Origin of the sequence: Sphingomonas trueperi, from assembly GCF_040545665.1 — a bacterium.
In the GTDB taxonomy this organism is placed as follows: Bacteria; Pseudomonadota; Alphaproteobacteria; order Sphingomonadales; family Sphingomonadaceae; genus Sphingomonas; species Sphingomonas trueperi_B.
Genome location: NZ_JBEPMH010000004.1, coordinates 479,283 through 491,738, shown reverse-complemented (window position 1 = coordinate 491,738; position 12,456 = coordinate 479,283). Strand labels below are relative to the sequence as shown.

Below are 12,456 nucleotides of genomic sequence, written 5' to 3'. Positions count from 1 at the left end.
AATCTACGCGCCCTCGCGGCTCACCAGCAGCTTGTCGATCTTGCGGCCGTCGAGGTCGACGATCTCGAACCGCCAGCCCTGCTGCTCGAACACCTCGCCCTCGACCGGCAGATGCTTGAACACCGCCAGCGCAAGCCCCGCGACGGTCGCATAGTCGCGATCCTCGGGCAGATCGATGCCGAGCCGCTCGGCCAGCTGGTCCGCCGGCGTGGCGCCAGCGACGAGCAGCGAGCCGTCCTCACGCTCGACGATATTGGGGTTGTCGCCTGGCTCCGCGTCCGACGCGAACTCGCCCGCGATTGCCGCGAGCAGGTTGGCCGGCGTGACGATGCCTTCGAAATGGCCATATTCGTCGTGCACCAGCCCCATCGGCACCTCGGCCTGGCGGAGCGCGGTGAGCGCGTCCATCGCGTCGACCTGGTCCGGCAGCACGGGCGCCTTACGCATCAGCTTGCGCAGGTCGAGCGGCTCGCCGCGGAACAGCGCGGCGGCGATGTCGCGCGCCTGCACCACGCCGATCACGGAGTCGATCGAGCCCTCCGCCACCGGCAGGCGGGTGTGCGGCGTGGCGAGCAGCTCCTCGCGGATGCCGGCGCCGTCCAGGCTGACGTCGAGCCAGTCGACCTGGGTGCGCGGCGTCATCACCTCCCGCACCGGGCGATCGGCGAGGCGGACCACGCCCGAGATGATCGAGCGCTCATGCTCCTCGATCACGCCCGACTTGCTGGCCTCCGCCACGATCAGATGCAGTTCCTCGGCGGTGACGCGGTTTTCCGATTCGCGGTTGAGGCGGAGCAGGCGGAAGACGAGGCCGGTCGACGAATCGAGCAGCCACACTACCGGAGCCGTGCCCCAGGAGAGCCAGCGCATCGGCAGCGCCATCGCCGCTGCGATCGGCTCGGGCGAGCGCAGCGCGAACTGCTTGGGCACCAGCTCGCCGATCACCAGCGAGCCGAACGTGGTGAGCCCGATCACCAGCGTGAGGCCCAGCGTGTGGGCGAGTTCGGCGGAAAGCCCCAGCGCCTCGATCCGCTTGCCCACCGGCTCGCCCAGGCTGGCGCCCGAATAGGCGCCGGCGACGATGCCGATCAGGGTGATGCCGATCTGAACGGTGGAAAGGAACTTGCCGGGATCCTCCGCCAGCTCGATCGCGGTCTTGGCGCCGCGATTGCCCAGCCGGGCCAGCGCCTCCAGCCGCGCCGGGCGGGCGGAGACAATTGCCAACTCCGACATCGAGAAAATGCCGTTGATCGCGATCAGCACGAAGATGATCGCTACGTCGATCCAGGGAAAAGGTGCGCTCATGGTGCACCGCCCTCATATCCGCAGCGACGCCCTGTTCACAACCTTTTGCGGTGCAAAAGCCCAATGGGCTCAGCGGCGGGCGCGAAAGAAGGCGCGCAGCACCGCCCCCGCCTCCGCCTCGCCGATGCCGGGATAGACCTCCAGGCGATGATGGCAGGTGGGCTGGCCGAACAAGCGGGGGCCATGCTCGACCGCCCCGCCCTTCGGATCGCTGGCCCCGTAATAGAGCCGGGCGATTCGGGCATGGGCGATGGCGCCGGCGCACATCGCGCAGGGCTCGAGCGTGACCCACAGGTCGCAATCCTCCAGCCGATCGCGGCCGAGCAGCGCCGCCGCCGCGCGAATCGCCAGCATCTCGGCATGGGCGGTGGGGTCGTGGAGCGCGCGCGGGGCGTTGGCGGCGGTGGCGATCACCTCGCCGTGCCGCACGATCGCGGCGCCTACGGGCACCTCGCCCTGCTCGGCGGCAGCCTGGGCGGCGGCAAGTGCAGCGCGCATGGGAGGGGGCAAAGGAAACATCGCGCCCGGCTTAGCCGCCGCGTGCCGCCCGGTCACGCCCTGCTCAGGCGGCGGCAGGCTCCGGCCGGCGCAGCAGTCGCCACAAGGCATAGCCCGCGCCCGGCAGGAAGCCGAACACCGTCAGCCCGCAGGCGATCTGAAAGGGGCGGCCGGCGCCCTCTTCCAGATAGACGCCGAGCGGCGGCAGCAACGCCGCCGCCGCGATTCGGGCAGGCGCCGGTTTCACTTTGCCGGCGTCGCCGTCGGCTCCGGCGCCTTCTGCACGTCGATGGTCGGCAGCTTCACCTGCTTGTCCTTCATCTCGACGGTGGGCACGCGCACCGTGCTGTTCGATTCGCCGACCGAAACCTTGCCCGTTTCGGCAGCCACCGTCGGCAGCTTGCCGCCGCGCACGTCGACATTGAGGAAGCCCAGCGCGATCAGCACGACGGCAACCAGCACCAGAATTCCCAACAGCCCCAGGATTGCGCGCATCCCAATCTCCTCCTATCGTTTCACCTGCCCAACGCCCCGGTGGCGAGCAGGTTGCGCGCATTCCGCCGTGAATCGGTTGACTGCGACGCGCATCGACGCTAACAGCGCGGCCTTTCCGGCTTACCGCCCAACTCAGGATTTGAAGCGATGTCGCGCATTTGCGAGCTGACCGGCAAGGGCCGGCAGGTGGGACACAATGTTTCCCACGCCAACAACAAGACCAAGCGCACCTTTCTGCCCAACCTGCAGAACGTGACGCTGATCTCGGATTCGCTCGGCAAGAGCATCCGTCTCCGCGTCTCGACGCACGGCCTGCGCTCGGTCGAGCATGTCGGCGGCCTGGACAACTGGCTCCTGAAGAGCAGCGACGACGATCTGTCGCTGCGCGCGCGTCGCCTGAAGCGCGAAGTGCGCAAGGCGACCGCCGGCACCGCCGAAGCGGCCTGATCTCTCTTCAGACCAACGGTTTGGCCCGCTACTGCACGGCAGTGGCGGGTTTTTCCGTGTCCGGCGTTCGGGATCGCCGCGCCTAGAGGTCCAGCCGGAACTTGAGCAGCAGCGTCTGCTGCCACCATTGCTCGTTATCATCCGATACCATCCACAGCACCATCGAATCACCCTCGCGCTGCACCGCCAGCCCTTCGAAATTGTCATGCTGGAAGGGCGGGGAGAAATCGGCGAGCTCGGTGCCGTGCAGCACCTGTCCGGCCTTGACGCCTCGGATATCGACCAGTTCGATCTTTACCGTGAACAATGTGCGCGCGGCGAATCGCCGCACCAGCACCAGCAGGCGCCCGTCGGGCAGCAGCGCCGCATCGCTCGGATCATAGCCCGCGGGCGGGACATAGGCGAAGTGGATCGGCTGCCGATCGCCCATGGTGGGATCGCTGGGGAACAACAGCACCTCGCGCTGCTCCACAGAACCTCCGCGCAGCCGCGCCGTCTCGCCGATCACCAGAAACCGCCCGTCGGCGAGTCGCACCATCGATTCGGCACCGCCGTTACGCGGCCAGCGCTTCATCGCCTCCGGATAGGCTTGCCCCAAAGTGCGCCGAAGATCGCGATCGAATCGGAAGATCGCGTTTTGCGACTCGAAGCCGACCCAGAATTCGCCGGTCACCGGATCGCGTGTCAGCGATTCGGAATCGCGGTCGCCTTTGAAGGCGCTGCTCCCCGGCCCGCCCGGAACCTCCGCGAATCGCACATGCGCCGGCTGCCAGTCCGTGCCCATGCGAAACTGGACAAGATTCCCCCGATCGCTGAGCAAGGTGAAATGATCGCCGACGACGCTGAGCGCGGAGAACCCGGAAAAGCCTAGATCGGGACTGGTGAGCCGCACGCCACCGATATAGCGAAGCCGACCGATCCCCTGCCGGGCAGGGTCGTCCGGCGCGAGCGGAACGCGCGCCACCTGCATCACGGGGTCGGTGCCTAGCGGCGTTCGCAACTCCTTCCCCGAGGCGGTGAGGAACAGGATGGAGAGCGCCAGCGGCGGAAAAGCGAGCGTGCGGAGCCGGAAGCGCATCCGCCCCTCTTAGCGCCTAGCGTGCCGACCGCCAGTGCTGCAGGTGCGAAGATGAACGGGAAATAACCAACTCGTTCAGCGTTCGCTCAAGGGAACCGCTCTATCCAGAGCGGGTTGTACGCGTACAGTTGCTCTCGCGTAGCGTATCGAGAGACGTTGGGGGCCGGAACCGAAAGGATCCGGCCCCCTTGTTCGTTCAATACATGTGCTGCCCGCCGTTCATCGACAGCGTCGATCCGGTGACGAAGGCGGCGTCGTCCGAACAGAGGAAGGCAACGCCGCGCGCGATCTCGTGCGCCTGGCCGAGCCGGCCGACGGGGATCTTGGCGACGATCTTCTCCAGCACATCCGCCGGCACCGCAGCGACCATGTCGGTATCGATATAGCCCGGTGCGATCGCATTGACGGTCACGCCGAATCGCGCACCTTCCTGCGCCAGCGCCTTGGTGAAGCCATGGATGCCCGACTTGGCGGCAGCATAGTTCACCTGCCCGTACTGGCCGGCCTGACCATTGATCGAGCCGATATTGACGATCCGGCCCCACTTGCGCGTGCGCATGCCCGGGAACACCGCGTGCGCCATGTTGAAGCAACCGCCCAGATTGATGCGGATCACGTCTTCCCACATCTCGCGAGTCATTTTCAGGATGGTGCCGTCGCGAGTGATGCCGGCATTGTTGACGACGATGTCGACCGGACCCAGCTCGGCTTCGACCTGCTGCACGCCGGCGGCGCAGGCGTCGAAATCGCCCACGTCCCACTTGTACGCCTTGATGCCGGTGCGTTCGGTGAAGGCGGCGGCCTTCTCGTCATTACCGGCATAATTGGCGGCGACGGTGACCCCGGCCTCCTTGAGCGCCAGGCTGATCGCCTCGCCGATACCGCGGGTGCCGCCAGTGACGACCGCTACACGTGCCATGTACATTCCTCTCCAAATCAAACCCAAGAAATGGCTAGGCGGGGTCCACCCAGCCGGCAAGTTCGCGCCCGATGATCTGTCGCAGCAACCCCATGCCCGCCGCGCCGTCGTTAAGACAAGGTAAATATGCGAAGTCGGTGCCACCGGAATGGAGGAACGCCTCGCGGCCGCGGATCGCCAGTTCCTCCAGCGTTTCCAGACAGTCGGCGGAGAAACCTGGCGCGACGATCGCGACGCGGCGGATGCCCTTGGCGGGCAGCGCTTCGAGCGTCGTGTCGGTCGCCGGCTCCAGCCACTTGGCGCGTCCGAAGCGCGACTGGAAGGTGACGATCAGCTCGCGCCCGAGTGCCTCGCCGAGCAGCCTTCCGGTCTTGCGGCAATGGCAGTGATAGGGGTCGCCCAGCCCCAGCGTCCGCTGCGGCATGCCGTGGAAGCTGGCGATCACCGCATCGGGGGTGAAATCGAGCCCGGCGAGCCCTTCCTCGACGCTGGTCTTGAGCGCCGCGATATAGGCGGGGTCGTCATAATAAGGCGGCAGCGTGCGCAGCGCCGGCTGCCAGCGCATCGCGATCAGCGCCGCGAAGGCGACGTCGTTGGCGGTCGCGGTCGTCGCTGCGCAATATTGCGGGTAGAGCGGCGCCACCAGGATGCGCTCGCAGCCCTGCGCCTTGAGCGCGGTGATCTGCTCGCCGATCGAGGGCTTGCCGTAGCGCATCGCGTGCAGCACCGTGACGCCCGGCCCGAACGCCCCCTCCAGCCCACGCGCCTGCGCCTTGGTGATCGCGGCGAGCGGCGATCCGTCCTCGCGCCATACCTGGCTGTACGCATGCGCGGACTTCTTCGGCCGGGTGCGCAGAATGATGCCGCGCAGGATCGGCTGCCAGAGAAGCGGCGAGATCTCGACCACCCGGCGATCGGACAGGAACTCGCCCAGATAACGCTTCACCGCCCCGGCATCGGGCGCGTCGGGGGTGCCGAGATTGACCAGCAGCACGCCGATACGGGCGGGCGGGATCTTCGGATGGTCGGCAGGCAGGGTCATTCGGCATCCGATAGCAAGGGCAGGCGACGGAATCGCGTGCCGGTGGCGGTTTGTAACGCGTTAGCGATGGCGGGTGCGGTCGGCGGCACGGCGAGTTCGCTTACCCCGCCCGGATCCGATCCGCTGGGCACGATTTCCACCGTGATGTCGGGCGTGTTGGCCAGCGTCGGGAGGTTGAGATCGGCAAGGTTCTGCACATCGGCGATATTCTCGCTGAACGTCGTCGGCGCGCCCAGCGCGGCGGCGAGGCCGAACAGCAGCCCGCCCTCGATCTGCTGGCGGACGAGATCGGGATTGACCACCCGCCCGCAATCGACTGCGGCGACCAGCCGCTCGACGACGATCTCGCGCTGGGGGGTCAGATGCGCCTCGGCCATCACCGCGATGTACGATCCGCGAAAGGCGTGCGCGGCCAGGCCCTGCCCGCTGCCCGGCTCGCCGCCCTGCCAGCCGCCGAGCTGCGCCGCGGTCTGCAGGCAGCGCGCGAGCCGCGGCTGGTCGCCGAGCATCGCCATGCGGAACGACAGCGGATCGCGATTGGCGACATGCGCCAGCTCGTCGACGAAGCTCTCGGCGAAGAAGCAGGTGTAGCTGTGCGCGCCCGAACGCCAATAGCCGGTCGGCACGCCGATCTCCGCCGGGTGGTGGTCCACCGCGAGGTTCGGGATCGCGTATGCAGGCGCCGCGCCCTCGACCGCGGAGGGATCCTGCCTGCCCGGCAGCGCCAGCCCCGCCGCTGCAACCGTATCGCCGGCGAGCAGCCGCGCCGCCAATTCGCGGCCGGTCGACGGCGCGGCGATCTTCGCCAGCCAGGCCGAGACGGTACCCCCCTGCCCCAGCTTGGCGGTGAGCCGTGCCGCGGCGGCCGGGCGGAAGCGATCGCGCCGCAGGTCCTCGTCGCGCGGCCAGGTCAGCTGCACCGGGCGGCCAACCGATTGGGAAATGAGCGCAGCCTGCACCGCCGCATCCACCTCCAGCTTGGCACCGAACGATCCGCCGCCGAGCATCGCATGCACCGTCACCCGCGCCGGGTCGACTCCCATCGCCTTGGCCGCCGCGGCACGCGCGAGACCCGGCGCCTGGGTCGGCAGCCACAGCGCCAGCCGGCCATGCGCATAGTTGGCGGTGCACGTCATCGGCTCGAGCGGCGCATGCGGCGCGAGCCCGACGCGATAGTCCGCCGTTACCACCTTGGCCCCACGGAACTCGGCGGCAAGGTCGCCCTTGGCTTCGATCCGCGCACCTTCACCTTCCAGCGCGGCATCGAGCGCGGCATCGATGCTGTCGTCGTTGACCACCGCCGCGGGATTGCGGAAGCGCGGCCGCAGCGCCTGGAGCGCACGCTCGGCCGCCCACCAGTTGCTCGCCACGGTCGCCACCCATTGCTTGGTGGTGACGATCGACAGCATGCCGCGCACGCGGTTCGCCGCCGCGCGGTCGACATGGACCAGCGCGGTCTCGCCCACCGGCCCCTGGCGGATCGCGGCAAAGACCATGTTGGGCAGGCGCACATCGGCAGCGAAGTTCGCGCTGCCATCCAGCTTGGCCGGGGCATCGAGCCGCGGCAGCGGCTGGCCGAGCAGCCGCCCGGCCTCGCCGCCGCGCAAGGGAAGCTGCGCCGGCGCCCTTTCCTGCGCGGCTGCCCCGGCGAGCTCGCCGAAGCCAAGCCGCTGGTCGCCGTGGATCACCGTGCTGCCGGCGGTACCGCAGGCCTGCCAGTCGACGCCCCAGCGCCGCGCCGCCGCCTTGCACAGCAGCACCCGCGCCGCCGCGCCCGCCTGGCGCAGATCGTCCTCGAAGGCACGCACCGAGGTGGAAGCGGCGGTGAGCATCAGGTCGGCGCGGGCGGCATGGCTGCGCTGCACCTTCTCGGGCAGGCCGCCCAGCGCGGCGGCGAACAGCGTCTGCGCCGCCAGCGGATTGGCATAAAGCGGGTTGAGCGGCGCGGGTTCGACGCCGACCAGCTTCCAGTCCGCGCCCAGTTCATCGGCGAGGATCTGCGGGAGCGCGGTATAGACGCCCTGCCCCATCTCCGCCTGCGGCACCGCGACCCGGATTTGCCCGTCCTTGCCGATCTTGAGCCAGGCACCGAACAGGCTTTCGCCCGGCCCGGCGCTGAGGTTCGGCGCGTAGCTGCGTGGCCACAGCCCCCAGGCGACCACCAGCCCCAGTCCCGCGCCGCCACCGATCAACAGCCTGCGCCGATCGAGCCTGATGCGGGGTGGAGTTCTGCCAGCCATCCGCCGGCTCTATCGCGCGCCGAGGCCCCACGCCAGCATGGGCTTTCGATCAGCCTGATCGCTCCCCCTTGGGTTTGCGGCGTTTTGGCTCTATCGCGGGGCAAAGTCGCTTCTCACGCCGGGGAATATCGTGCTGCCCACCCTGCTTGCCGCTGCCGGCGGACATCTGCATTTCACCGATCTCCACCTCGATCCGGTGGCGATCAATCTGGGCTTCTTCCAGATCAAATGGTATTCGCTGGCCTATATCACCGGCATCCTGCTCGGCTGGGTGTATCTGATGAAGCTGCTGGCCCAGCCCGGCGCGCCGATGGCCAAGCGCCATGCCGATGATCTGGTGTTCTACGCCACGCTCGGCATCATCCTCGGCGGCCGCATCGGCTATGTGCTGTTCTACGCGCCGGAGATGCTCCAGAACCCGCTGCAGATCCTGATGCTGTGGGAAGGCGGGATGAGCTTCCATGGCGGGGTGATCGGCACCTCGCTGGCGATCCTCTATCTATCCTGGCAGAACAAGCTCAACTGGCTGCGCGTGCATGATTATGTGGTGTGCTGCGCGCCCCTCGGGCTGTTTTTCGGCCGCCTCGCCAACTTCGTGAACGGCGAACTTTGGGGCAAGCCCGGCGACGTGCCCTGGGCGATCGTGTTCCGCGGCACCGTGCCGGCGGGCATTCCGGAGCCGGCGCGCCACCCCAGCCAGCTCTACGAGGCGGGGCTGGAAGGCCTGCTGCTTTTCGCGGTGCTGTGGTTCTTCTTCTGGCGCACCGATGCGCGCTACCAGCCGGGCAAGCTCGCCGGCATCTTCCTGCTCGGCTATGGCATGTGCCGCTTCTTCGTCGAGTTCTTCCGCGAGCCCGATCGCCAGCTGGTCTGGCTGGTCGACCTCACCGGCCTGCACATGGGCCAGTGGCTGTGCCTGCCGATGATCGCAGGCGGCCTGTTCCTGATCGCCACCGCGCCCGGCCGCCGCAAGCGGATCGAGGCGATCACCGGGCCGAGCGTCGCCTGATTTGGACGCCATGACCAACCCGCTCGACGCCCAGCCCGACGAACGCCGCGACAACGCCGCCGAAGCCGCCCTGCCCGAGCGGTTGGCGCGGGCGATCACGCTCGCCGGGCCGATCCCGCTCTCGCAGTTCATGGGCGCGGCCAACGCGCATTATTACGCGACCCGCGATCCGCTGGGCGCGCGCGGTGACTTCACCACCGCGCCCGAGATCAGCCAGATGTTCGGCGAGCTGATCGGGCTGTGGCTGGCCGACCTGTGGGACCGCGCCGGACGGCCCGAAGCCGCCCGCTATGTCGAGTTCGGCCCCGGCCGCGGTACGCTGGCGAGCGATGCGCTGCGGGCGATGGGCAAGGCCGGGTTCACCCCGCCGGTCGACTTCCTCGAGACGAGCCCCGTACTGCGCGCGGCGCAGAAGGAACGCGTACCGCACGCCGAATGGCACCTCGACCTGGTCGGGCTGCCCGAGGATGCGCCGCTGCTGGTCGTCGCCAACGAATTCTTCGACGCGCTGCCGATCCGCCAGCTGGTGCATACCGCGCAGGGCTGGCGCGAGCGGCTGGTTGCCTGCCAGGACACGCTGTTCCTGCCGGTGACCGGCGATCGCGGCTTCGATCCCGTGATCCCGCCGGCGCTACGCGATGCGGCGCCCGGATCGATCCTCGAAACGTCGCCGGCCAGCGTCTCGCTGCTGCGCGCGCTCGCCCAGCGGCTGCTGGCGCAGGGCGGCGCGGCGCTGATCCTCGACTATGGCTATGAGGGCCCGGCAATCGGCGACACGCTGCAGGCGGTGCGCGGCCACGCCTTCGCCAATCCGTTCGACGCGCCGGGCGAGGCGGACCTTACCGCGCATGTCGATTTCGGCACGCTCAAGGAAGCCGCCGAGGCGGAGGGGCTGACCGTCCACGGCCCGGTGACGCAGGGCGATTTCCTCAAGGCACTCGGCATCGACGAGCGTGCCCGAGCGCTGGCGCGCGTGGCGCCCGAACGCGGCGATTCGATCGCGGCCGATCGAAACCGGCTGGTTGGCGACGACCAGATGGGCTCGCTGTTCAAGGTGATCGCACTCACGGCGCCGGGCTGGCCAATGCCTGCGGGGTTCGCATGAGCTTCCGCGACGCTACCCCTGCCGATGCCGCGGCGATCGACGCGGTGTTCCGGGCGAGCTTCCAGGCGACCTTCGGGCATCTCTATGCGCCGGAGGATCTCGCCACCTTCCTTGCGAAGTTCACGGTCGAAGGCTGGGCGGACGAGATCGCCGATCCGGCCTTCGCGTTGCGGGTGATCGAGGATGCGGAGGGAGTCGCCGGCTATTGCAAGCTCGGGCCGATCAGCCTGCCCGCAACCCCCGAGGGTCCTGCACTCGAACTCCGCCAGCTCTATCTGCTGGAGCGCGCCAAGGGCAGCGGCGCCTCGCAGGCGCTGATGGACTGGGCGCTCGCCACCGCCCGCGCGCGGGGCGCCGGCGAGCTCTGGCTTTCCGTCTATACCGACAACCACCGCGCCAAGCGCTTCTACCAGCGCTACGGCTTCGAGGATCGCGGACCCTATGCCTTCATGGTGGGCAACCATGCCGACGAGGATCGGCTGATGCGGCTGGCGCTGTGAGCGACGTCGAGGTCACCTGCGCCCGCGCGCTGGACGGCGTGCCGCACGGCTTTCTCGGCCGCGTCGGCGGCGTCTCCACGGGCGTCGTCGCAGGGCTCAACGTCGGCACCGGGTCGAACGACGATCCCGCGGCGATTGCCGAGAATCGCTGCCGCGCCGTCACGGCCGTGCTGCCGGGTGCCAAGCTGGTGACGGTCTACCAGGTGCATTCGGCCGATGCGGTGACCGTACTCGTCCCGTTCGACGAGGCGCTGCGCCCCAAGGCCGACGCGCTGGTCACCAACCAGCCGGGGCTGCTGCTCGGCATCCTCACCGCCGACTGTGCGCCGGTGCTGTTCGCCGATCGCGCGGCAGGCGTGGTCGCGGCCGCGCATGCGGGCTGGAAGGGCGCGATCGGCGGCGTCACCGATTCGACGATCGCCGCGATGGAAGCGCTCGGCGCGCGCCGCGAGCGGATCGCCGCCGCGATCGGGCCGTGCATCGCCCGGGCCAGCTACGAGGTCGATGCTGGCTTCTTCCAGCGCTTCTGCGAGCAGGATCCGGCCAATGAACGCTTCTTCGCCGATGGCCGCCCGGAGCATTTCCAGTTCGACCTGGAGGCCTATGTCGTCCACCGGCTGGCGCTGGCCGGACTGCGGACGATCGAGGCGCTGGGCACAGATACCTATGCGAACGAGGCCCGCTTCTTCAGCTTCCGCCGCGCCACGCATCGCGGCGAGCCCGATTACGGCCGGCAGATCAGCCTGATCGGTCTGGCGGACTAGGCCACTCGGACAAGAGAAACGCCGTCATCCCGGCGAAAGCCGGGATCTATTGGGGCCTACATTGCGGCTCTTGCTGTGACCTAGAGGCGACTGGATCCCGGCTTTCGCCGGGATGACGGTAGAGGGGTTTTCCCCTAGGCTGCGTCTTCCACCCGCACTTCGGGGGGATGCAGCCGCAGGCGGTTCACCTTGCGCTCGTCGGCATCGATGACCTCGAGCTTCCAGCCGCTTTCATGCTCGAGGCACTCGCCTACCGTCGGGACATGTCCCGCCAGCACGAAGGCGAGGCCGCCGATCGTGTCGACATCCTCCTCCACCTCGGCCAGCCGCGGATCGACCGTCTCTGCGACGTCTTCCAACTCGGCACGGGCATCGGCTTCCCAGCCGCCGCCGTCGATCGGCACGATCAGCGCGGCGGGCGCCTCGTCATGCTCGTCCTCGATCTCGCCGACGATTTCCTCGATCAGGTCCTCGATCGTGATCAGGCCCTCGGTCCCCGAATATTCGTCGAGCACAACGGCAAGATGGGTGCGCTTCACCCGCATCTGCGCGAGCAGATCGAGCGCGCCCATCGATTGCGGCACGTAGAGCGGCTGGCGGATCAGCCCGGCGATGCTCGGCGGATGCGCCTCGCCCTTCGCGAGGATCTCGAACACGTCCTTGATGTGGACCATGCCGATGATCGTATCGAGTTCCTCGCGATAGACCGGCAGGCGGCTGTGCCCTGCCTCGGCGAAGAGCTGGACGAGATCGGCGAAGCTGGTCTGCTCCTCCACCGCGACGATGTCCGCACGGGGCACACCCACGTCGCCGGCATCGCGCTCGCCGAAATGCAGCAGGTTCTTGAGCATCTGGCGCTCGATCGGGGCGAGGTCCCCGGCCGGTGGCGTGCCGCCATCGCTCTCATGCTCGTCAATGGCTTCTTCCAGCCGCTCGCGCAGCGTTTCTTCCTGTTCCTCGCCGAACAGGAGTGCGCGCAGACTGCGCCAGATGCCCCCATTTTCGTGTCGGTGTTCGGGCGAGCCGGTACTAGGGCCCTCGTTCATGTTGGTGG

General features: G+C 68.5%; 14 protein-coding genes. 5 read left to right on the top strand and 9 right to left on the bottom strand.

Features of this window, described 5'->3' with window-relative positions; translation table 11 throughout:
* Nucleotides 1-3: 3 nt before the first annotated feature.
* From ABIC65_RS15700 to ABIC65_RS15685, 4 genes are all read right to left on the bottom strand, one after another.
* Complete coding sequence (locus ABIC65_RS15700; protein ID WP_354309980.1) at nucleotides 4-1,305, bottom strand: hemolysin family protein; 1,302 nt, start codon at nucleotides 1,303-1,305, stop codon at nucleotides 4-6.
* Nucleotides 1,306-1,374: 69 nt separating this feature from the next.
* On the bottom strand, nucleotides 1,375-1,803 hold the full coding sequence (locus ABIC65_RS15695; protein WP_354309978.1) for a nucleoside deaminase: 429 nt from the start codon (nucleotides 1,801-1,803) through the stop codon (nucleotides 1,375-1,377).
* Between the two features lie 64 nt (nucleotides 1,804-1,867).
* Nucleotides 1,868-2,050, bottom strand: a complete 183-nt coding sequence (locus ABIC65_RS15690) for a YqaE/Pmp3 family membrane protein (RefSeq protein ID WP_354309977.1) — start codon at nucleotides 2,048-2,050, stop codon at nucleotides 1,868-1,870.
* Nucleotides 2,047-2,298, bottom strand: a complete 252-nt coding sequence (locus ABIC65_RS15685) for a hypothetical protein (RefSeq protein WP_354309975.1) — start codon at nucleotides 2,296-2,298, stop codon at nucleotides 2,047-2,049. Before ABIC65_RS15685 ends, ABIC65_RS15690 begins: the two co-directional genes overlap by 4 nt.
* A 147-nt stretch (nucleotides 2,299-2,445) precedes the next feature.
* Between ABIC65_RS15685 and rpmB the strand changes: the two genes are divergently transcribed.
* On the top strand, nucleotides 2,446-2,745 hold the full coding sequence (rpmB, locus tag ABIC65_RS15680) for a 50S ribosomal protein L28 (RefSeq protein ID WP_093296900.1): 300 nt from the start codon (nucleotides 2,446-2,448) through the stop codon (nucleotides 2,743-2,745).
* A gap of 82 nt (nucleotides 2,746-2,827) precedes the next feature.
* Here rpmB and ABIC65_RS15675 read toward each other — a convergent pair whose 3' ends face one another.
* The 4 genes from ABIC65_RS15675 to ABIC65_RS15660 form a co-directional block, all read right to left on the bottom strand.
* Nucleotides 2,828-3,823, bottom strand: a complete 996-nt coding sequence (locus tag ABIC65_RS15675) for an esterase-like activity of phytase family protein (RefSeq protein ID WP_354309973.1) — start codon at nucleotides 3,821-3,823, stop codon at nucleotides 2,828-2,830.
* A 196-nt stretch (nucleotides 3,824-4,019) separates the two neighbouring features.
* Entirely contained in the window at nucleotides 4,020-4,742 is a 723-nt protein-coding gene (gene phbB / locus ABIC65_RS15670) for an acetoacetyl-CoA reductase (protein ID WP_354309971.1), read from the bottom strand.
* 34 nt (nucleotides 4,743-4,776) lie between these two features.
* Nucleotides 4,777-5,784 (bottom strand): ferrochelatase, encoded by a 1,008-nt coding sequence (hemH, locus tag ABIC65_RS15665; RefSeq protein WP_354309970.1) that lies wholly within the window; start codon nucleotides 5,782-5,784, stop codon nucleotides 4,777-4,779.
* Nucleotides 5,781-8,024: a xanthine dehydrogenase family protein molybdopterin-binding subunit gene (locus ABIC65_RS15660; protein WP_354309968.1), complete on the bottom strand. Its 2,244-nt coding sequence runs from the start codon at nucleotides 8,022-8,024 to the stop codon at nucleotides 5,781-5,783. The genes hemH and ABIC65_RS15660 overlap by 4 nt, the downstream gene beginning before the upstream one ends.
* A gap of 127 nt (nucleotides 8,025-8,151) precedes the next feature.
* Between ABIC65_RS15660 and lgt the strand changes: the two genes are divergently transcribed.
* Genes lgt through pgeF form a run of 4 tightly spaced genes read left to right on the top strand, consistent with a single transcriptional unit; the run spans nucleotide 8,152 to nucleotide 11,402 of the window.
* The gene (gene lgt, locus ABIC65_RS15655; RefSeq protein WP_436286737.1) at nucleotides 8,152-9,033 is read left to right on the top strand and encodes a prolipoprotein diacylglyceryl transferase; all 882 of its coding nucleotides are present in this window, start codon (nucleotides 8,152-8,154) and stop codon (nucleotides 9,031-9,033) included.
* A gap of 10 nt (nucleotides 9,034-9,043) precedes the next feature.
* Entirely contained in the window at nucleotides 9,044-10,138 is a 1,095-nt protein-coding gene (locus ABIC65_RS15650; RefSeq protein WP_354309964.1) for a class I SAM-dependent methyltransferase, read from the top strand.
* Entirely contained in the window at nucleotides 10,135-10,638 is a 504-nt protein-coding gene (locus ABIC65_RS15645) for a GNAT family N-acetyltransferase (protein ID WP_354309963.1), read from the top strand. The genes ABIC65_RS15650 and ABIC65_RS15645 overlap by 4 nt, the downstream gene beginning before the upstream one ends.
* The gene (gene pgeF, locus ABIC65_RS15640; RefSeq protein WP_354309961.1) at nucleotides 10,635-11,402 is read left to right on the top strand and encodes a peptidoglycan editing factor PgeF; all 768 of its coding nucleotides are present in this window, start codon (nucleotides 10,635-10,637) and stop codon (nucleotides 11,400-11,402) included. Before ABIC65_RS15645 ends, pgeF begins: the two co-directional genes overlap by 4 nt.
* 134 nt (nucleotides 11,403-11,536) lie before the next feature.
* On the opposite strand, the gene ABIC65_RS15635 is transcribed toward pgeF, so the two are convergent.
* Nucleotides 11,537-12,448 (bottom strand): hemolysin family protein, encoded by a 912-nt coding sequence (locus tag ABIC65_RS15635; protein WP_354309959.1) that lies wholly within the window; start codon nucleotides 12,446-12,448, stop codon nucleotides 11,537-11,539.
* Between the last annotated feature and the right edge of the window lie 8 nt (nucleotides 12,449-12,456).

What these genes read in the sequence shown, in the direction of transcription:
- ABIC65_RS15685 (WP_354309975.1), bottom strand. Translation starts at nt 2,298, where the DNA reads ATGCGCGCAATCCTGGGGCTGTTGGGAATTCTGGTGCTGGTTGCCGTC.
- ABIC65_RS15660 (WP_354309968.1), bottom strand. Translation starts at nt 8,024, where the DNA reads ATGGCTGGCAGAACTCCACCCCGCATCAGGCTCGATCGGCGCAGGCTG.
- ABIC65_RS15675 (WP_354309973.1), bottom strand. Translation starts at nt 3,823, where the DNA reads ATGCGCTTCCGGCTCCGCACGCTCGCTTTTCCGCCGCTGGCGCTCTCC.
- ABIC65_RS15645 (WP_354309963.1), top strand. Translation starts at nt 10,135, where the DNA reads ATGAGCTTCCGCGACGCTACCCCTGCCGATGCCGCGGCGATCGACGCG.
- ABIC65_RS15635 (WP_354309959.1), bottom strand. Translation starts at nt 12,448, where the DNA reads ATGAACGAGGGCCCTAGTACCGGCTCGCCCGAACACCGACACGAAAAT.
- ABIC65_RS15700 (WP_354309980.1), bottom strand. Translation starts at nt 1,305, where the DNA reads ATGAGCGCACCTTTTCCCTGGATCGACGTAGCGATCATCTTCGTGCTG.
- hemH (WP_354309970.1), bottom strand. Translation starts at nt 5,784, where the DNA reads ATGACCCTGCCTGCCGACCATCCGAAGATCCCGCCCGCCCGTATCGGC.
- ABIC65_RS15650 (WP_354309964.1), top strand. Translation starts at nt 9,044, where the DNA reads ATGACCAACCCGCTCGACGCCCAGCCCGACGAACGCCGCGACAACGCC.
- phbB (WP_354309971.1), bottom strand. Translation starts at nt 4,742, where the DNA reads ATGGCACGTGTAGCGGTCGTCACTGGCGGCACCCGCGGTATCGGCGAG.
- rpmB (WP_093296900.1), top strand. Translation starts at nt 2,446, where the DNA reads ATGTCGCGCATTTGCGAGCTGACCGGCAAGGGCCGGCAGGTGGGACAC.
- ABIC65_RS15695 (WP_354309978.1), bottom strand. Translation starts at nt 1,803, where the DNA reads ATGCGCGCTGCACTTGCCGCCGCCCAGGCTGCCGCCGAGCAGGGCGAG.